This is a genomic window from Enterobacter sp. Ag1 (assembly GCA_000277545.1).
Classification (GTDB): domain Bacteria; phylum Pseudomonadota; class Gammaproteobacteria; order Enterobacterales; family Enterobacteriaceae; genus Cedecea.
Genome location: AKXM01000008.1, coordinates 154,588 through 173,830, shown reverse-complemented (window position 1 = coordinate 173,830; position 19,243 = coordinate 154,588). Strand labels below are relative to the sequence as shown.

Annotated in this window: 13 protein-coding genes and 1 riboswitch; of the genes, 8 read left to right on the top strand and 5 right to left on the bottom strand. The window is 57.5% G+C overall.

The annotated features are described in order from the left end of the window. Window positions 1-121 precede the first annotated feature (121 nt). Window positions 122-1,036 carry a L,D-transpeptidase gene (gene ldtB / locus A936_RS04970; RefSeq protein ID WP_008455237.1) on the bottom strand — a complete coding sequence of 305 codons (915 nt, stop codon included), beginning with the start codon at window positions 1,034-1,036 and terminating at the stop codon, window positions 122-124. Window positions 1,037-1,274: 238 nt separating this feature from the next. On the opposite strand from ldtB, the gene A936_RS04965 reads away from it, so the two are divergent. Further along, the gene (locus A936_RS04965; protein ID WP_008455235.1) at window positions 1,275-2,870 is read left to right on the top strand and encodes an ABC-F family ATPase; all 1,596 of its coding nucleotides are present in this window, start codon (window positions 1,275-1,277) and stop codon (window positions 2,868-2,870) included. 102 nt (window positions 2,871-2,972) lie between these two features. Here the strand turns inward: A936_RS04965 and A936_RS04960 are convergent, their stop codons facing one another. Further along, window positions 2,973-5,336: a glycoside hydrolase family 31 protein gene (locus A936_RS04960; RefSeq protein WP_008455233.1), complete on the bottom strand. Its 2,364-nt coding sequence runs from the start codon at window positions 5,334-5,336 to the stop codon at window positions 2,973-2,975. A gap of 14 nt (window positions 5,337-5,350) precedes the next feature. Further along, window positions 5,351-6,652, bottom strand: a complete 1,302-nt coding sequence (locus A936_RS04955; protein ID WP_008455232.1) for an MFS transporter — start codon at window positions 6,650-6,652, stop codon at window positions 5,351-5,353. A 295-nt stretch (window positions 6,653-6,947) separates the two neighbouring features. On the opposite strand from A936_RS04955, the gene A936_RS04950 reads away from it, so the two are divergent. Both A936_RS04950 and A936_RS04945 read left to right on the top strand, forming a co-directional pair. Continuing rightward, entirely contained in the window at window positions 6,948-8,018 is a 1,071-nt protein-coding gene (locus A936_RS04950; protein ID WP_008455230.1) for a LacI family DNA-binding transcriptional regulator, read from the top strand. A 91-nt stretch (window positions 8,019-8,109) separates the two neighbouring features. Next, window positions 8,110-8,282, top strand: a riboswitch (M-box (ykoK) riboswitch). A gap of 72 nt (window positions 8,283-8,354) precedes the next feature. After that, the gene (locus tag A936_RS04945) at window positions 8,355-9,401 is read left to right on the top strand and encodes a magnesium transporter (protein WP_008455228.1); all 1,047 of its coding nucleotides are present in this window, start codon (window positions 8,355-8,357) and stop codon (window positions 9,399-9,401) included. Window positions 9,402-9,436: 35 nt separating this feature from the next. Here the strand turns inward: A936_RS04945 and moeB are convergent, their stop codons facing one another. Both moeB and moeA read right to left on the bottom strand, forming a co-directional pair. Beyond that, window positions 9,437-10,183: a molybdopterin-synthase adenylyltransferase MoeB gene (gene moeB / locus A936_RS04940; RefSeq protein WP_008455226.1), complete on the bottom strand. Its 747-nt coding sequence runs from the start codon at window positions 10,181-10,183 to the stop codon at window positions 9,437-9,439. A gap of 1 nt (window position 10,184) precedes the next feature. Next, window positions 10,185-11,417, bottom strand: coding sequence for a molybdopterin molybdotransferase MoeA (moeA, locus tag A936_RS04935; protein ID WP_008455225.1), 1,233 nt, complete (start codon window positions 11,415-11,417; stop codon window positions 10,185-10,187). 243 nt (window positions 11,418-11,660) lie between these two features. Here moeA and A936_RS04930 point away from each other — a divergent pair, with 243 nt between their 5' ends. The 5 genes from A936_RS04930 to gsiC all read left to right on the top strand — a co-directional run bounded on the left by A936_RS04930 (window position 11,661) and on the right by gsiC (window position 19,241). Further along, entirely contained in the window at window positions 11,661-13,604 is a 1,944-nt protein-coding gene (locus tag A936_RS04930) for an autotransporter outer membrane beta-barrel domain-containing protein (RefSeq protein WP_442892837.1), read from the top strand. A gap of 214 nt (window positions 13,605-13,818) precedes the next feature. After that, window positions 13,819-14,772 (top strand): beta-aspartyl-peptidase, encoded by a 954-nt coding sequence (gene iaaA, locus A936_RS04925; protein ID WP_008455221.1) that lies wholly within the window; start codon window positions 13,819-13,821, stop codon window positions 14,770-14,772. Next, window positions 14,772-16,646 carry a glutathione ABC transporter ATP-binding protein GsiA gene (gsiA, locus tag A936_RS04920; RefSeq protein ID WP_008455218.1) on the top strand — a complete coding sequence of 625 codons (1,875 nt, stop codon included), beginning with the start codon at window positions 14,772-14,774 and terminating at the stop codon, window positions 16,644-16,646. The genes iaaA and gsiA overlap by 1 nt, the downstream gene beginning before the upstream one ends. Before the next feature lie 12 nt (window positions 16,647-16,658). Then, window positions 16,659-18,197 carry a glutathione ABC transporter substrate-binding protein GsiB gene (gene gsiB, locus A936_RS04915; RefSeq protein WP_008455217.1) on the top strand — a complete coding sequence of 513 codons (1,539 nt, stop codon included), beginning with the start codon at window positions 16,659-16,661 and terminating at the stop codon, window positions 18,195-18,197. A gap of 123 nt (window positions 18,198-18,320) precedes the next feature. Next, window positions 18,321-19,241 (top strand): glutathione ABC transporter permease GsiC, encoded by a 921-nt coding sequence (gene gsiC, locus A936_RS04910; protein WP_008455214.1) that lies wholly within the window; start codon window positions 18,321-18,323, stop codon window positions 19,239-19,241. Window positions 19,242-19,243: the final 2 nt, after the last annotated feature.

The window sequence follows — 19,243 nt, the reverse complement described above, 5'->3', positions numbered from 1 at the left end:
TGTGCTATCCATCACATCATGAATTATCAGCATAACAAACATTCCCTGCGTGAAGGTTGTCGGGCGGATTTCGGGCAATAAAAAAGCGGCCCGGAGGCCGCTATTTTGCAAACTGCTGGACTTAGTTCAGACGAACCGGCATCCCGGAACGGTTCTGAATCGCCTGGTCAACAACGGTGGTGTCAACGTCGGACTGAGCGGTCACCTGCTGAACGCTGCTGGTCAGTTTAATCGGCACGATTTCATCGGAGTTGAACTGCGCTTCAGTGGTGGAAAGCGGGTTGTGAACTTCGATGTAGCGGCTGCCGTCTGGCTCGGTGGTGGCTTTTACCGGCTCATCAATGAACTGAACGCGGGTGCCAACCGGCACGTTGTCGAACAGGAACTTGATGTCTTCGTTACGCAGACGCACGCAGCCGTGGCTTACGCGCAGACCGATACCGAAGTTGGCGTTGGTGCCGTGAATCGCATACAGGTTACCGATGTACAGCGCGTACAGGCCCATTGGGTTGTCCGGGCCAGCGGGAACAACGGCTGGCAGCGGCGTACCGGCTGCGGCGTATTCCGCGTGCATTTTCGCCGTCGGGGTCCAGGTTGGGCCATTTTTCTTACGCTCTACCTTGGTGGTCCAGTTGATCGGGGTATCTTTCCCCAGCTGGCCGATACCGATTGGCAGCACGATCACCGTGTTGGTGCCTTTCGGGTAATAGTAGAGGCGCATTTCGGCACTGTTGATCACAATCCCTTCATGCACGGTGTCAGGCAGGATCAGCTGCTGAGGGATGTTCAGGATGGTGCCGGCTTTTGGCAGGTACGGGTCAATGCCTGGGTTAGCTTCCAGCATGTTAGACAGACCCATCTGGTACTGTGCGGCATACTCTTCCAGCGGCGCGGTGCTGCCTTCAGGAATAGTGATAACCTGGTTTTCACCAACCAGGCGGCTGCCGTTAGTCGGTAACGGATAAGTCACGGCGGAAGCAGAGAAAGACGCGACAGCCACAAAAGCCAGTAAAAGCGAGCGTAATTTCATATTCATGTTATGCGAGTGTTATGCCAGACGGGCCAGCTAGTGAGTGTTCATGGACGATTCAGCCGCGCATTATATGTGTATTACATTCATCTGGGAAATCAGATGTGGATGAAATCACAATTTTTTCACACTGATTAACTATTGTACGGTGAAGATGCGGGGCGACCCTTTATCATAGTTATGGCATAATGTGGCCGAAATCACATTCCAAAATCTCGACAACTTATTTCTCCAGGACATACCAGTGCTTGTATCCAGCAACGTTACCATGCAGTTTGGCAGCAAACCGCTGTTCGAAAATATCTCCGTTAAATTTGGCGGCGGCAACCGTTACGGCCTGATTGGCGCGAACGGAAGCGGCAAATCCACGTTCATGAAAATCCTCGGCGGGGACTTAGAGCCAACGCTTGGCAACGTTTCTCTCGACCCAAACGAGCGTATCGGTAAGCTGCGTCAGGATCAGTTCGCCTTCGAAAAATTCACCGTACTCGACACCGTTATCATGGGCCACGGCGAGCTGTGGGAAGTGAAGCAGGAACGCGACCGCATTTATGCCCTGCCTGAGATGAGCGAAGAAGACGGTTACAAAGTTGCCGACCTCGAAGTGAAATACGGCGAGATGGACGGCTACACCGCAGAAGCGCGTGCCGGTGAATTGCTGCTTGGCGTGGGCATTCCGCTGGAGCAGCACTACGGCCCGATGAGCGAAGTCGCTCCAGGCTGGAAGCTGCGCGTGCTGCTGGCGCAGGCGCTGTTCTCTAACCCGGACATCCTGCTGCTCGACGAACCAACGAACAACCTGGACATCGACACCATCCGTTGGCTGGAGCAGACGCTGAACGAACGCGACAGCACCATGATCATTATCTCGCACGACCGTCACTTCCTGAATATGGTCTGCACCCATATGGCTGACCTGGACTACGGCGAGCTGCGCGTTTACCCTGGCAACTACGACGAGTACATGACGGCGGCAACTCAGGCTCGCGAGCGCCTGCTGGCGGACAACGCGAAGAAGAAAGCGCAGATTGCAGACCTGCAATCCTTCGTTAGCCGCTTTAGCGCCAACGCCTCCAAATCTCGCCAGGCCACCTCCCGTGCCCGTCAGATTGATAAAATCAAGCTGGATGAAGTGAAGGCGTCCAGCCGTCAGAACCCGTTCATCCGCTTCGAGCAGGATAAGAAACTGTTCCGTAACGCCCTTGAAGTTGAAGCCGTGACCAAAGGGTTTGAGAACGGCCCGCTGTTTAAAAACTTCAACCTGCTGCTGGAAGTGGGCGAGAAGATTGCCATTTTGGGTGCCAACGGCGTGGGTAAATCTACCATGCTGAAAACCCTGGTCGGCGAGCTGACCCCGGAAAACGGCAGCGTGAAGTGGTCTGAAAATGCTCAGATTGGCTACTACGCCCAGGATCACGAATACGAGTTCGAAAACGATCTGACCGTCTTTGACTGGATGAGCCAGTGGAAGCAGGAAGGCGACGACGAACAGGCGGTGCGCAGCATCCTGGGTCGTCTACTGTTCAGCCAGGACGACATCAAGAAGCCAGCCAAAGTCCTTTCCGGGGGCGAGAAGGGCCGTATGCTGTTCGGCAAGCTGATGATGGAAAAACCAAACATCCTGATCATGGATGAACCAACCAACCACCTGGATATGGAATCCATCGAGTCGCTGAACATGGCGCTGGAAATGTACCAGGGGACGCTGATCTTCGTTTCCCACGACCGTGAGTTTGTTAGCTCGCTGGCAACCCGCGTGCTGGAAATTACCCCAGAGCGCGTGATTGACTTCACCGGTGGCTACGAAGATTACCTGCGTAGCAAAGGGATCGACGGGTAATTTTACCCTCACCCTAACCCTCTCCCTAAAAGGGAGAGGGAATAGATTATGTACTGTTCTGCCCTGTTGTTTTCCCCCTCGTCCCTTTGGGCTGAGGGGCAATTACAGCCCCCATACCTCGCATTCCACGCCGTTCACCAGCAATCGACGTCTTTCTCCCTCAGGCAAAGACAGCTTAATCTCGCGCCACGCGGGCAAATAATCCCCCTTGCGGCTAAAGGCCACGTTAATCTCGTTGGCTGAGCAGGTTATTTCCCAGCGAAGCCAGAGCGCGTTGCCTTCTTTATAGCCCCAGGATTCTCCGTCATCCTCAAACAACACGCCGTGGGACGTCCCGGTGCCCTGCAGCGGGTAAATTTTTAGCTCACGGACGGTATCGTCCTGCGGGGAAACGTAGCTGATGCGTTCGCTGTGAGGCAGAGCCGCACCGGCGCGAACCAGCAATGGCAAACGCTCAAGCGGGGCGGGCAGGGTGATGGTCTGGCCGCCGCTAAACCACTGGCCGGAATAATAGTCGTACCAGCCGTGCTCATTGGCCGGCAGCCATAAAGTACGTTCGCGTTGTCCTGGTTCCACCACGCTTGCCACCAGAAGATCCCGGCCCAGCAGGAACTCATCGCATTCATCAAACGTCTTCACGTCATGTTCATGGTCGAGGAACGTCGGCCTCAGCATGGGTTCATCATCCGCGTGTGCCTGCCACAGCAGCGTGTAGAAATAGGGCAGCAGGCGATAACGCAGCTCAATGGCGCTGCGGATGGCCGGAGTCACCGCCGGATACATCCAGGGTTCGTTCACTGTGTGGTCATCATTCCACGAATGGATGGTGAAGCGCGGGTGCATCACGCCGTTCTGAACCCAGCGCACGAAAAGCTCGGCGTCAGGCTTGTCGCCCGAAAAACCGCCAACGTCATGCCCGACGTTAAACAGGCCGGACAGGCTCATGCCGACGCCCATCCGCGTGTTGTAACGCAGCGTATCCCAGCTGGTGCGGTTGTCGCCGCTCCACGTCTGGACGTAGCGCTGCATCCCGGCGCAACCGGAACGGGAAATCAGATATGGGCGTTTTTCCGGGGAAAATTTCTGCTGAGCCTCCATCGAAGCGCGCATCATTAGCAGCGGCATGACCGGGCGAATATGTTTGATGGCTATCGGCTGGCCAAAGCCGTGACAGCGCGCTTCCCCGTCCCACACTTCGTATTCGTTGTTGTCGTTCCAGGTGGAGCCAATGCCCATTTCCAGCAGCTGTGTGGTAACGCCAGCCTGCCACCATTTCACCGTGGCCGGGTTGGTGAAGTCCAGATGAGAGCCTTCATCGTCCCAGAAGCTGGAGTGTTCCGGCGCATCGGATTCCGAATCTTTGATAAACAGCCCGCCTTTGGCAACCTCCTCATAACGCGGATGATCCTGCAGCAGACAAGGCTTGATGTTGGCCGCAAGGCGGATCCCGGCCGCCATAAACGCCTGGCTCATCACCTTCGGCTGCGGCACCTTTTCATAATTCCAGTTAAACACGTAGCGTTTGTTATTGATGGAGGTGTAGCCCGACGAAAGCTGGAATGAGTCGCACGGAATCGCGTGCTGCTGACTCAGCCGAATAAAGTTCATCAGCTGATTTTGGGCGTCGGGTGCGTCGGTGTAATGCATCGTTGAGCCGCTGTAGCCGAGGCTCCATTTGGGCCCGAAGAAGGTTTTCCCGGTCAGGCGCACGAAGGCCTTGGTGACGTCCAGCACGCGCGGGCCGAGAAACAGGTAATAGTCCAGATCGCCGGCTTCTGCCTGCCAGCGGCGATAGGCCAGATGATAGTTGTCTATCTCGTTGCCCAGATCCAGCCAGCAGCTGCTCAGGTTGTCATAGAACAGGCCAAAGCTGACGTCGTCCCGGCGCGTAATGGTGAAGGGAATATGCTTGTAAAGCGGGTCGGTCGACACCGCGTTATAGCCCATTGCGTCCAGATTACGCATCTCATAGCGCCTGCCGGTGCGGTTAAGCGGCCCGGCTTTTTCACCCAGCCCGTAAAAGCGCTCCCCGGCAAAGCGCCGCTGATAGTGGGCCACGCCATCGCCGTGAGCGTTAAGCTGGTAAGCGCTGGTGGGGCGATCGCAGGTGAGGGGCAGCCATTCGCCCTGGGCGGATTTGTATTCCCACTCCAGATAAAGCGGCTGGCGCACGGTCACGCGCAGGCTTTCGCTACTGATGATGAGCCTATCCGATTGCTGTTCCAGCGTGAAGCCGGGCAGGGTAAACCCGGCGTGGCTTTCGCGGTCGCGTCCCTCCCACGGGACATCCTGCTGCGGGGCGATGCTCCAGGTGCGGTCCAGCGCCAGGCCCTGTTGACGTTTAATCAGCACGCGAAACAGCTTATCTTCCAGCACATACAGGTGCAGCGAATGCTTGCCGTCGAGGGTCAGGATAACCTGGCTGTCATCTTGTTTTGCGAGCGTCCAGTTCTTAAGTGTTTTCATGAGAGACCATCCATTCAGGTGCGTTTTGCGCGGCGTTCGGCGATAAATGCCACCAGGAACACCGCGCCGATCAGATCAAAAAAGCCCATGGCGATAAACAGCGGGTTGAAGCCAATCTTGTCGGCGGTCACGCCGATGATCAGAGAGAAGATAAAGCTGGCAATCCAGGCCGCCGAACCGCGCATGCCGTTGACGGTGGCCATCTGGCCTTTATCAAACGAGTCCACCACCAGCGCGCTGAGCATGCAGGAGATAATCTGGTGCCCGAAGCCGCCGATGGAGATAAGCAGGATGGCAATCCAGGGATCTTTGGTGACGGCGACCAGCGCCAGAGAAAGCATCAGGAACGCGCCGGTTACCGAACTCGCCACCACGGAATTGGTGCGCGAGCAGCCAAAAATACGGACGTAAACTTTGGTCAGATAGCCGCTGGCAATGCTGCCGATATCGGCAGCGAGGAACGGCAGCCAGGCGAACATAGCAATCTGTTTGAGATCCATTCCGCGTTCGTTGGCCAGGTAAAGCGGAACCCAAAAGCTCAGGACCGCCCAGGCGGGTTCCGCCATAAAAGCTGGAATGGCGATGCCGTAAAAGCGTTTATTTTTGGAGACGGTTTTCAGGGCGGTGAAAAACGGCAGTTTCACGGCGGGCGGCTCGTTGTCCTGCTTGATGAACGCCAGTTCTTCCTTGCTCAGGTTCGGGTGCTGTTCCGGGTTGTGGTAAAACAGCCACCACAGCACAACCCATCCTAGCGCCAGCGCGCCGCTGAACATAAAGGCACCCTGCCAGCCAAAAAAACTGTGGGCAAAATAGATAATCGGCGGAGCCAGCATTGCGCCGATGGAAAAGCCCACCCCGGCCCAGCCTGCGGCAATCGGTCGCTCTTTTTTCGGGAACCATTCACCCAGCGTTTTGGCGTTGGCGGGCGTGGCTGCGGCCTCCGCACCGCCCATCATGAAGCGCAAAATAGCCAGCTGTAACCAGCTCCCGGCGCCGGCATGCAGCATGCACATCACCGCCCAGATGCTGGCGCAGATCAGAAAGCCGATCTTCAGGCCAATCACGTCGATCAGCCAGCCGCAGAGAGGCTGGAACAGGGTATAGGCCAGCTGAAAAGCACCGACTATCCAGGAATATTGTTCGGTGGTAATGCCGAGAGAGGTTTTCAGTTCAGGCGCCAGGATCCCCAGCGCATTACGCGTGATGTAATTCACGGTGACGCCAAGTAAGAACAGAACCAGAACCCACCAGCGCAAATGTCGGAAAACGCGTCCTGCCTTAACGGCGGTTATCGGTTGGTCGATGCCATGACTCATAGTTCACTCCACCTTGTAGGGTAATTAGTAGAATTGGTATGCCACTATTTTTGGCGATGGATGTATTTTAATTATTTGATTTTTATGTATTTAATTTTATTTGTGCTTTCAGTGAGAACCTTATTGGTTTACAAAATGGAGCGTAATTGAGTTATCAGCCAACCAATAGCGCAATTTTTGCAAATATTTTCACTACCTCGATCCGACGCGAAGAAATAACGCTAAATCTCCGGCACTATGGCGTACTCGCAGTCATGAAAATTTTTTCATTTCACAAACGGGCGTCGATCACAAAATGAGTAAAACGCTAAAAATCACCGAAATTGCCGCGCAAACGGGGCTGTCGATAAGCACCGTTTCCCGCGTGCTGGCGGGTAAGGGGAATACCAGCGAGTCGGCCCGCCAGCGGGTACTGGCCTGCGCCAAAGCTAAGGGGGTATTGCAGGGCATTGCCGCGGGCAGATTATTGGTCAACAGCCTGGTGGTTTTTGCGCCCCGTCGGGCGTTTGATGAGCGGCTGGACGTCTTCTACTACCGGGTGATGCAGGGCATCGGCAAGGCGCTGGTGCCTCACGACGCCAGGCTGCGCTTCTGCGCGCTGGAAGAGAATGACAGCGATACCGGACTGTTTCTCAGCAAGATGAACGAGCCGGAAACCGAAGCGGCCATTCTGCTGGGGATTGATGATCCGCACATCCACGATCTGGCGGCGGATCTGGGCAAGCCTAGCGTGCTGATCAACTGCCAGGATCGCAAAATGCGTCTTTCAGGCGTGGCGCCGGATCACCTGATGACCGGCCGCTTTGCCGCAAATTATCTGTTCGACATGGGGCATAAAGGCGTACTGACGGTAATGTGCCTGCGTCGCTACACCATGGAACAGCGCCTGGCCGGGATTCGGGATGCGTGGGACAGCCGTAATTTGTCGTTTGATGAGACCCGGCATTTGTTAGTCGCCCAAAGCTTCGGTGCCAAAGAGAGCGAGGCCTTAATCAGCGACTATCTGGCCGTTACGCCGCGGCCGGCCTGGCCGAGCGCGCTGTTAGTCGGCGGCGACTTTATGGCAGCAGGTGCCGTTAGTGCTCTGCAAAAAGCAGGGCTGCGCGTGCCGCAGGATATGTCGGTAATGAGCATCGATGGCTTTAACCTGGCCGAAATCCATGACGTGCCTTTAACCTCGGTTCATGTTCCCAGGGACGAGCTGGGTGAGGAGGCGGTTCAACTGCTGCAGCAGCGCCTGATGCGCCCGGAAGCGCCGGTGGTGAATATTCTGTTGGGCGGTACGCTAAAGGTGCAGGCGTCAGTGCGGCGCGTGGGAGCGGGGAAAGGTCGACCGGCGGTGACCAGCGATAAACTCTACGACTGAGCAGAAAAAAAGCATAAATAAACCCTAAACAGCGCAGGTTCTTTGCCTTGCGCCCGAAGTTTAAATCCCTACTATAGGCCGCGGAAGACTTGCAGTATCTCGTTAGGCGAGGCTCCTGTACAAACATAGGTTGCTGATCTGACGACGTCGAGAGACGCCCAAGATTAGGACAGGTTATATCGAGCGAAGGTATAACCCCAGGTAACTTCCCCCGCTTTAGGGGATACGTTGTGCAGTGCTAAAACCGAGACATGGAGATAGCGTCAGCACTCTCATATCTTGCTTCGCCCCAGGATGAGGACTGTTTATTTTTAAAACAGTAACCGGGGAAAAATCATGACCTTTTCAACTAATACCTCAGCGCACACCCGCGCTTCACTGGCCGTGTCCGTCAAACTGCCATCCTCAGACTCACAAAACACCGTGCTGGCTTACCTGAGCCAGGATTACATCGCTTTACCGCCGGGCACTTCGGTGCAGGATGCGCAGGCGTTGTTCTGTTCGGGCATTAAAAATGAGCAGATCCCGTCGCAGATATTTGTGGTGGACGACGATGCTCATCTGTTTGGCCTCGTGCCGGTAAAATCACTGCTGCAGGCCGACAAAGAGGCGCTACTCAGCGATCTGATGCGGCCCGTGGCGTTCTCATTAACGCCGGAAAAAACGCGGCATGAAGCCTGCGTGGATATTAAAAAGGCGGGCGCTAACTACATCCCTGTTTTGAGCTACGGCAAGCTGAAAGGCGTGCTGGGCCCGCAGGAAATCGCTCAGCTGCTTGAGGACGAAAACACGCTGGACAGCCAGCTGCAGGGCGCGTCGTCGCCGCTGGAAACGCCCTATCTGCAAAGCAGCGTCTTTACGCTGTGGCGCAAAAGATCGGTCTGGCTGCTGCTGCTGTTTGTGGCCGAGGCTTACACCAGCTCGGTGATTAAATCGTTTGAAGATCAGCTTGAGGCGGCGATTGCGCTGGCGTTCTTTATCCCGTTGCTGATTGGCACCGGCGGCAATACCGGCACACAAATTACCTCGACGCTGGTCAGGGCGATGGCGCTAGGCGAAGTGGGGCTAAAGGATTTGGGCGCTATTTTGCGCAAGGAGATCTCGGCCTCGGTGCTCATTGCCTTAACCATTGGCACCGCCGGGTTTATTCGGGCCTGGATGTTGGGCGTGGGTATGGAAGTGATGATGGTGGTCAGCCTGACGCTCATCGCCATCACCGTCTGGAGCGCGATTGTTTCTTCGATTATTCCGATGCTGCTTCGTAAGGTGAATATCGATCCGGCCGTGGTGTCGGCGCCGTTTATCACCACCTTAATCGACGGAACCGGGCTGCTGATTTACTTCGAAATTGCCAAGGTGATGCTCACCGATCTGGCGGTCTAAAAATAACGGGGATAATGATATCCCCGTTTTCGTTTCTACCCGCACACTTCACACTGCGGGTTACGTGCCAGCTTCATCTCTCTGAACTGACAGGTCATCGCATCGTAAAGCACGATTTTCCCGCGCGCTGGGGTGCCGTAGTTTGCCAGCAGCTTGATGGCCTCCATGGCTTCCAGCGAGCCGATAATCCCGACCAGCGGGGCCATAACGCCAGCCTCAACGCAGCTCAGCGTACTTTCGCCAAACAGACGGCTCAGGCAGCGGTAGCAGGGCTCGTTATCCTGATACGTGAAGACGCTAATCTGGCCCTCCATGCGAATGGCCGCCCCGGACACCAGCGGGATCTTATGCTGATGGCAGCCGCGATTGAGCTGGTTGCGTATAGCCACGTTATCCGTGCAGTCCAGCACCACATCGTGGCGGGCGATTAACCCGGAAAGCTGAGGGTATTCGAGCATCGCATTGACGGTGTCGAGTTGGATATGCGGATTAATCGCCGCCAGTGAATCCCGCGCGGAATCCACCTTCGGTTTGCCAATTGTGGCATCGCTGTGCAGCGTTTGCCGCTGGAGGTTTGAGAGCGAAACGGTGTCGAAATCGAGCAGCGTGAGCTGGCCCACGCCCGCGGCCGCCAGATACTGTGCCGCCGCGCAGCCCAGCCCGCCCAGCCCGACGATGAGCACTCGCGAAGCCTTAAGCTTTTCCTGGCCGTCAAAGTCAAAGCCGCGCAGCACAATCTGGCGGTTGTAGCGCAGCATCTCCTCATCGCTAAGCTCGACCATTTCAGCCTCCGAACAGCGGATTAAACGGTTCGACCTCAACCCATTCCCCGGCCTCTACGTTGCCGCGTTCGCGCTCCAGCACCACAAAACAGTTGGCCTGGCTGAAGGAGCTGAAAATATGCGATCCCTGATGCCCGGTGCTTAACACCTCCAGGTCGCCTTGCTCATTGCGGCGAAGAATGCCGCGCTGGAAGTCGAGGCGGCCAGGGGATTTCTTCAGCTTGCCGACGGTGCGAACGCGCATGCGCGGCGGCAGAGGGCTGGCGATTTGCCCGCTCAGCTTCGCCAGCAGCGGCTGCACTAGCTGGTAGAACGTCAGAGCGGCGGAAACCGGGTTGCCCGGCAGACCGCAGAACCAGCTGTTTTTCAGGCGTCCAAAGGCAAACGGTTTGCCCGGTTTAATCGCCAGCTTCCAGAAGCCGACTTCGCCCAGCTCTTCGAGGATTTGTTTGGTGTAATCGGCTTCGCCCACGGAAACACCGCCGCTGCTGATGACCACATCTGCCCGGCTGTCCGCTTCGTTAAACACCGCGCGAAGGGCCGCCTGGTCATCCCGAACGATGCCGAGGTCGATCACTTCACAGCCCAGCTGCTCCAGCATGACGTGCACCGCCAGGCGGTTGGTATCGTAGATTTGGCCTTCGGCCAGCGGCAGGCCCGGAAGTTGGAGTTCATCGCCGGTGGAGAACACCGCCGCACGCACTTTGCGAAAGACCTTCACTTCCGGGATGCCCAGCGAGGCAATCAGCGGCAGTTCGGCGGCGGTTAATTTCACGCCTGCGGCCAGCACGCTGGCGCCCTGATGGATATCCTCACCGCGACGGCGAATATTCTGGCCGTTCTTCACCGGAGCGTTAAAACGCACGCCGCTTTCGGTGACTTCCGTCTCTTCCTGCATCACAACGGCTTCAGCTCCGACAGGGATCGGCGCGCCGGTCATGATGCGCACGCAGGTGCCTGCAGGCCATTCACCGCTAAACGGTTGTCCGGCGAAGGCTTTCCCGGCGACGGGCAGTGCGCCCCCGGCTTTGATATCCGCCAGCTGCACCGCGTAGCCGTCCATCGCTGAGTTATCGAAACCGGGGACATCCAGCGGCGAGACCACCGGGGCCGCCGTGACGCGGCCCGTTGCCAGCAGCAGCGGCAGGGTTTCTGTTTCAGACAACGGATGAATACGGGACAGCATCTGTTCAAGTGCGGTTTCAAGCGGGATCAGCCCGGCGGTAAATTCCATTCATGACTCCTGGGGCAGGGGCAAAATAAGGCCTTAGTATGGCAGAAAACGCCGCCTGACGGCATGTCTGGGATCAGCAAAAACCTTTCGTCAGTGGTCGGACATGCGTTACATCACGTTGTCACGTTTCTTCTTTACGCTCGGCCTGCGTGTCAATCGCCATTGGCTATAGTCATTGTGGCTAATAAAAAACCTTGCAAGGAAGAACTGATGATAAGCAAACAAAAAGCATTCAAATTCAGTATGCTGGCCGCCGCTGTGGGCTTCACCTCATCTGCATTTGCCTTTGATTCCCTCACCGTTTTTGGCGACAGCCTCAGCGATACCGGCAACAACGGGCGCTGGACCTGGAACAGCAGCCAGAACAAGCTCTATGACGAGCAGCTCGCCGCACATTATGGCCTGACGCTGACGCCTTCCCGCGAAGGTGGGAGCAACTATGCCGCAGGCGGGGGCACCGCTGTGCCCGCGCTTAATCCGGCCGATAATACGCAAAGCCAGGTTCAGCGCTACCTGAGCCAGACCGGTGGGCGGGCGGATGGCAACGGCTTATATATTCACTGGATCGGTGGCAACGATCTTGCCGCGGCCGCCACTCAGCCTGCGCTGGCGCAGGGGATAGCGGCCAACAGCGCGGCCAACGCCGCCGCTCAGGTGGGGGCTTTGCTTGATGCGGGCGCCGGGCTGGTGGTGGTGCCGAACGTTCCGAATATCGGCGCCACGCCAACGCTAATGGAACTGGTACTCAGCGCCGGGCTTGGGGCGGCGGCCACGCCTGCGATTCAGGCTGCCTATGCGTCTTTGGATGCGGCACAAACGCCTGACCTGGCGAGTCGTCAGCAGGCGATTCATCAGGCGCTGCAGGCGGCGGCTTCCGTTGTCAGTGCCAATCCGCTCGTTCAGCAAGGGGTAGCCGCGCAGCTGATAGCCGCCTACGATCGGGCCGTGCAGCAGGCCGCTTTGCTTACCACGTTCTACAACAGCGCCGAAGATCAGGCCCTGCTGCAGCATGGGGGGAATATCGCCCGGGCGGATATCAACGGCGTCTTCCAGGAGATTCTGGCTAATCCTCAGGCCTTCGGTCTGACAAACACCGCCGGGATGGCCTGCCCGCCGGGCGTGGCGGCGACCGACTGCACCAGCTCCACGCCGGGATTTAACGCCGCGCAGGATTATCTGTTTGCCGATCATTTCCACCCGAGCCCGCAGGTTCACAGCATCATTGCCCAGTACATTGAGTCGATTATCGTCGCGCCCGTCCAGGCCACACGCCTGAACCAGGGCACGCAGGCGATGGTGCGCGGCAGCCGGGCAACGCTCGACAGCCGCTATCAGCAGTTGCGGCAGGGCGATAACGCCACAGGTTCACTGGGCGTGTTTGGCGGCTACAGCGGCGGGTATCAGCGGTACAGCGGCAATAGCGAAACCGGCGACGGCAAAGGTAACACCAATAACCTGACGGTCGGTCTCGACTATCAGCTGAACGAAAACGTGGTGCTGGGCGGGCTGATCGCCGGTTCGCTGGACAATCAGCGCCCGGACGACGGCTACCGCTACGATACCCGAGGTTTTCAGGCGGCGCTCTTTGGCCAGCTTCGCGCGGGCCAGGCCTGGCTGAACGGGGACGTGCATTATCTCTCTGCCGACTTCACCAATATTCAGCGCGATATCACCCTGGGGCAGCTTACCCGCACGGAAAAAGGCGACACCGACGGCAGGCTGTATGGCGCGCGATTGACGGCTGGCTACGATATCCCCGTCACGGCCTGGCTAACCACGGGGCCGGTGCTGCAGTACGCCTGGGATTACAGCCACGTAAACGGCTACAGCGAAAACGGCAGCAGCAGCACGGCTATGCGCTTTGGCGACCAGAACGGCCATTCGCAAATCGGCAGCGCGGGCTGGCGCGTGGACACGAAGCTGGGCGTCATTAATCCCTGGGCGCAGGCAAGCTATCGCCATCAGTTCGGCGATGACAGTTATCGGGCGAACGGCGGCCTCAAATCCACGGCGCTGACCTTCAGCCGCACCGGTGCTCAGCTGGATAAAAACTGGGCTGATATCGCCGTCGGGGCCGATATGCCGCTCTCAAATACCGTGTCCGCATTCGCGGCGGTGGCACAAACGGCAGGCTTAAGCGACGGGAACCAGACCAGCTACAACGTGGGGATCAGCGCGAAGTTCTAAGATTTTGTTATTACCAAAGAAATAGCGGCTTTGGTTTGATTGGCCGCTATTTCTCCTTCCCGCCAGGGCGGCAAAAGGCTCATAGAGTAAAGTCAATTTTCTTTACAACACTTTTACGTCTTTCTATATTCAAAAATCGTATCAATGTTTGGCAACGATTCTGATATTTATAGAAAAAACGCTGCCGGATATCACTTTCTACAGGCAATGCCGAATGACCAAAGCCGTTATCGCTATTCATGGCGGGGCCGGAGCCCTGACCCGCGCCCACCTGACGTCGGAAAAAGAGCTGCAGTTTATTAGCGCACTCTCCGACATTGTTGAAGCCGGGCAGCAGATCCTTGAACGCGGCGGCAGCGCGCTGGACGCGGTGACCGAGGCGGTGCGCCTGCTCGAAGAATGCCCGCTGTTCAACGCCGGGATAGGATCTGTGTTCACCAGTGAAGGTACACATGAGCTGGACGCCTGCGTGATGGATGGCAACAGCCTGAATGCCGGGGCGGTGGCGGGCGTGAGCCATATTCGCAACCCGATCCTGGCGGCAAGATTAGTGCTGGAAAACAGCCCGCACGTGCTGATGATTGGCGAAGGGGCGGAGCGTTTTGCCGCGCAGAATGGGCTTGAGCCGGTCGAAGCCACGCTCTTTTCGACCGAAGAACGCTATCAGCAGCTGCTGCGCGCCCGTGAAAGTCAACAGACTCTGCTGGATCATGACGGGGCTGAGCCGATTGATGCCGATAAAAAATTTGGCACGGTAGGCGCAGTGGCGCTGGATAAACTGGGGAATCTGGCGGCGGCAACGTCCACCGGCGGAATGACCAATAAACTGCCGGGCCGGGTAGGGGATTCTCCCTTAGTCGGCGCGGGCTGCTATGCCAACAACGCCAACGTGGCCGTGTCCTGCACCGGCACGGGCGAAGTTTTTATCCGCACGCTGGCGGCCTACGATATTGCGGCCCTGATGGAGTATGCCGGACTAAGTCTGCAGCAGGCCGTTGACCGCGTGGTGATGGAGAAACTGCCCGCGCTGGGCGGCAGCGGCGGCATGATTGCCATCGACAATCAGGGGAACGTCGCGCTGCCGTTTAACAGCGAAGGAATGTACCGTGGCTTTGGCTTTGTCGGCGATGCCCCGAACGTAGGAATTTATCGTGACCAGGAGAGTTAATGCCGCACAGTCATGAGCTACCGGACGAGCAGGTGCTTGCCGTTAGCGACCTCAATATTCGCTTTCGCCAACAGCAGCAGGTTGCCGACGCGGTACGCCACCTGTCGTTGACCCTTAACCGGGGCGAAACGCTGGCTATCGTGGGCGAGTCTGGTTCCGGGAAGTCGGTCACGGCGATGGCGCTGATGCGCCTGCTGGAGCAGGGCGGCGGGCAGGTTAGCTGCGACAAGCTGCTGCTGCGTCGGCGTAATAAAGAGGTGCTGAACCTGCCCGAGCTGAGCAACGCCCAGATGCGTCGCGTGCGCGGGGCGGATGTGGCCATGATTTTCCAGGAGCCGATGACTTCGCTTAATCCGGTGTTCACCGTGGGCGAACAAATCGCTGAGTCCATCCGTTTACATCAAAAGCTTGATGGACGTGCGGCGCTGGCGGAAGCAAAGCGCATGTTAGAACGCGTGCGTATTCCTGAAGCACAGGCCATCCTGAACCGCTATCCGCACCAGCTTTCCGGGGGGATGCGCCAGCGAGTGATGATTGCTATGGCGCTCTCCTGCCGCCCGGCCGTATTGATCGCCGATGAGCCGACAACTGCCCTCGACGTGACTATTCAGGCACAAATCCTGCAGCTTATTCGCGTTCTGCAGGATGAAATGCAGATGGGCGTCATTTTTATCACCCACGATATGGGCGTGGTGGCGGACATCGCCGACAGGGTGCTGGTGATGTACCGGGGGGAAGCGGTTGAAACCGGCACCGTGGAGCAAATATTCCAGAACCCGCAGCACGCCTACACCCAGGCTTTGCTGGCTGCCGTACCAAGGCTTGGCGCCATGAACGGCAGCGATTTACCGCGCAAATTTCCGTTGATTGTCCCAGGCCAACCGAATCAGCAAGAGCCCGAAACCGAGCAGGATACGATTCCTCCCGGCGCGAAGCCGGTGCTTGAAGTTCGCGATCTGGTGACCCGCTTCCCGCTGCGTAGCGGAATATTCAACCGTGTGACGCGCCAGGTGCATGCCGTTGAAAAGGTGAGTTTTGATTTATTGCCCGGCGAAACGCTGGCGCTGGTGGGCGAGTCCGGCTGTGGTAAATCGACCACCGGGCGCTCGCTGCTGCGGCTGGTGGAAACCCAGGGCGGCACCATCACCTTTAACGGTCAGCGTATTGATAATTTGCCTAACGGCGAGCTGCAGCACGTTCGCAAAGACATTCAGTTTATTTTCCAGGATCCGTATGCCTCTCTGGATCCGCGCCAGACCGTCGGCTACTCCATTATGGAGCCGCTGCTGGTGCACCAGGCGATGCCTAAAGAAGAGGCCCAGCAGCGCGTCGCCTGGCTGCTTGAGCGAGTCGGTTTACAGCCTGAGCACGCGTGGCGTTACCCGCATGAGTTCTCCGGCGGCCAGCGGCAGAGGGTTTGTATTGCCCGCGCGCTGGCGCTGAACCCGAAGGTGGTGATTGCCGACGAGTCCGTCTCGGCGCTGGATGTGTCGATTCGGGCGCAAATCGTTAACCTGCTGCTCGACCTGCAGCGCGAATTTGGCATCGCTTTTCTGTTTATTTCCCACGACATGGCCGTCGTGGAACGCATCAGCCATCGCGTGGCGGTCATGTATCTGGGCCAGATTGTTGAAATTGGCCCGCGCCGCGCCGTGTTTGAAAACCCGCAGCATCCGTACACCCGCAAACTTATGGCGGCGGTACCGGTGGCTGACCCAACCCGCAAGGGACGCAAGCCTGTTTTAGTGTCTGATGAGATCCCCAGCGCCACACGCAGCCTGGGGGATGAACCGCACGTAGCACCGCTGGTTGCGGTGGGGCCGGGGCATTTTGTCGCCCGCCACCCCATCGGCAGCAGTGAAAATCGCCTATAAAGGAAAACAATAATGACAGCTAACACAACGCAAAAATGGCTGCTGGCGGCGGGACTTGCCTCCGCCGTTATCGCCACGCCCGCTTTCGCTGCTAAAGATGTCGTCGTAGCGGTGGCCTCAAACTTCACCACGCTCGACCCTTACGACGCGAATGACACACTGTCCCAGGCGGTGGCCAAATCGTTCTATCAGGGGCTGTTCGGGCTTGATAAAGACATGAAGCTGCAGAACGTGCTGGCAGAAAGCTACAAAGTGTCTGACGACGGCCTGGTGTACACCATCAAGCTGCGCACTGGCGTGAAGTTCCAGGACGGTACTGAATTCAATGCCGAGGCGGTAAAAGCGAACCTCGATCGCGCCAGCAACCCGGACAACCACCTCAAGCGCTACAACCTGTATAAAACCATTGCCAAAACGGAGGTGGTCGATCCTTCCACGGTGAAAATCACCTTAAAAGAGCCGTTCTCGGCGTTCATCAATATTCTGGCCCACCCTGCGACGGCGATGATTTCCCCGGCTGCGCTGCAAAAATACGGCAAAGATATCAGCTTCCATCCGGTGGGTACCGGCCCGTATCAGCTGGATACCTGGAACCAGACCGATTTTGTGAAGGTGAAGAAATTCGCCGGTTACTGGCAGCAAGGCCTGCCGAAGCTGGACAGCATTACCTGGCGCCCGGTCGTGGATAACAATACCCGTGCGGCGATGCTGCAAACCGGCGAGGCGCAGTTCGCGTTCCCGATCCCTTACGAGCAGGCGGGCGTGCTGGAGAAAAACAGCAAGCTTGAGCTGGTTGCCTCGCCGTCGATCATGCAGCGCTACATCAGCATGAACGTCACCCAAAAACCGTTTGATAACCCGAAAGTCCGCGAAGCCATCAACTATGCGATTAACCGCCAGGCGCTGGTGAAAGTGGCGTTCTCCGGCTTCGCTACGCCAGCAGAAGGCGTGGTGCCGCCGTCGCTTGCCTATGCCGAGAAATTCAAACCCTGGCCTTATGACCCAGCCAAAGCCAAAGCGCTGCTGAAAGAAGCGGGCTTCCCGAACGGCTTTGAAACCACGCTTTGGTCCTCGCACAACCACAGTACCGCGCAGAAAGTGCTGCAGTTTACCCAGCAGCAGCTGGCGCAGGTGGGTATCAAGGTGAAAGTGACGGCGATGGACGCCGGGCAGCGTGCTGCCGAAGTGGAAGCAAAAGGGCAGAAAGAGAGCGGCGTGAGAATGTTCTACACCGGCTGGTCGGCGTCAACCGGCGAAGCTGACTGGGCGCTGTCGCCGCTGTTTGCTTCCGAGAACTGGCCACCAACGCTGTTTAACACCGCGTTTTATAGCAATCCACAGGTGGACAAAGACCTGGCCGATGCGCTGAAAACTACTAAACCGGAAGAGAAGGCGAAGCTGTACAAAGACGCGCAGGATACGATCTGGAAAGAGTCTCCGTGGGTGCCGCTGGTGGTGGAAAAACTGGTTTCTGCCCACAGCAAAAATCTCACCGGCTTCTATGTGATGCCGGATACCGGGTTTAGTTTTGATAATGCGGATTTGAAGTAGCGTGATAATGACCCTCACCCCGGCCCTCTCCCTAAAAGGGAGAGGGGGGAAAGCTAAGCCTGTTGGTGCCTTGTCTCTTGATTCCCTCTCCCCTCAGGGAGAGGGTTAGGGTGAGGGGCTGCGATGTTTAACTATTTCCTCAAACGCCTTTTGGGCCTTATCCCGACGCTGTTCATCGTGGCGGTGCTGGTATTCCTGTTCGTGCATCTGCTGCCCGGCGACCCGGCGCGGCTGATTGCCGGGCCGGAAGCGGATGCCACGGTCATCGAACTTGTTCGCAAACAGCTGGGATTGGATCAACCGCTGTGGCGGCAGTTCCTGCATTACATCACGCACGTCGTGCAGGGGGACTTTGGCACCTCGCTGGTTTCGCGCCGCCCTGTGTCTGAAGAGATTGCCAGCCGCTTTATGCCCACGCTGTGGCTGACGCTGACCAGCATGGCATGGGCGACGTTGTTTGGCCTGGTGACCGGCATTGTGGCCGCCGTCTGGCGCAACCGCTGGCCGGATCGCCTGAGCATGACGATTGCCGTGTCCGGCATTTCATTCCCGGCCTTCGCGCTGGGAATGCTGCTGATGCAGGTTTTCTCGGTTGAGCTGGGCTGGCTGCCCACGGTGGGGGCCGACAGCTGGCAGCACTACATTCTGCCGTCCATTACCCTTGGGGCGGCGGTGGCGGCGGTCATGGCGAGATTCACCCGCGCGTCGTTTGTGGATGTGCTGCACGAAGATTACATGCGTACCGCCAGGGCGAAAGGCGTGAGCGAAACGCTGATCGTGGTAAAACACGGCCTGTGTAACGCCATGATTCCGGTGATCACCATGATGGGGTTGCAGTTCGGCTTCCTGCTCGGTGGGTCTATTGTGGTGGAAAAAGTGTTTAACTGGCCGGGATTAGGGCGTCTGCTGGTGGATTCAGTGGAGATGCGTGATTACCCGGTTATTCAGGCCGAGGTTCTGCTGTTTTCGCTGGAGTTTATTGTGATCAACTTAGTGGTGGATCTGCTGTATGCCGCCATTAACCCGGCCATCAGGTACAAATAAGG

Bases quoted from the DNA above. Each gene is read 5' to 3' on its own strand.
- A936_RS04945 (WP_008455228.1), top strand. From the start codon at position 8,355: ATGACCTTTTCAACTAATACCTCAGCGCACACCCGCGCTTCACTGGCC.
- gsiC (WP_008455214.1), top strand. From the start codon at position 18,321: ATGTTTAACTATTTCCTCAAACGCCTTTTGGGCCTTATCCCGACGCTG.
- gsiA (WP_008455218.1), top strand. From the start codon at position 14,772: ATGCCGCACAGTCATGAGCTACCGGACGAGCAGGTGCTTGCCGTTAGC.
- gsiB (WP_008455217.1), top strand. From the start codon at position 16,659: ATGACAGCTAACACAACGCAAAAATGGCTGCTGGCGGCGGGACTTGCC.
- A936_RS04950 (WP_008455230.1), top strand. From the start codon at position 6,948: ATGAGTAAAACGCTAAAAATCACCGAAATTGCCGCGCAAACGGGGCTG.
- moeB (WP_008455226.1), bottom strand. From the start codon at position 10,183: ATGGTCGAGCTTAGCGATGAGGAGATGCTGCGCTACAACCGCCAGATT.
- moeA (WP_008455225.1), bottom strand. From the start codon at position 11,417: ATGGAATTTACCGCCGGGCTGATCCCGCTTGAAACCGCACTTGAACAG.
- A936_RS04955 (WP_008455232.1), bottom strand. From the start codon at position 6,652: ATGAGTCATGGCATCGACCAACCGATAACCGCCGTTAAGGCAGGACGC.
- A936_RS04930 (WP_442892837.1), top strand. From the start codon at position 11,661: ATGCTGGCCGCCGCTGTGGGCTTCACCTCATCTGCATTTGCCTTTGAT.
- iaaA (WP_008455221.1), top strand. From the start codon at position 13,819: ATGACCAAAGCCGTTATCGCTATTCATGGCGGGGCCGGAGCCCTGACC.
- A936_RS04960 (WP_008455233.1), bottom strand. From the start codon at position 5,336: ATGAAAACACTTAAGAACTGGACGCTCGCAAAACAAGATGACAGCCAG.
- ldtB (WP_008455237.1), bottom strand. From the start codon at position 1,036: ATGAATATGAAATTACGCTCGCTTTTACTGGCTTTTGTGGCTGTCGCG.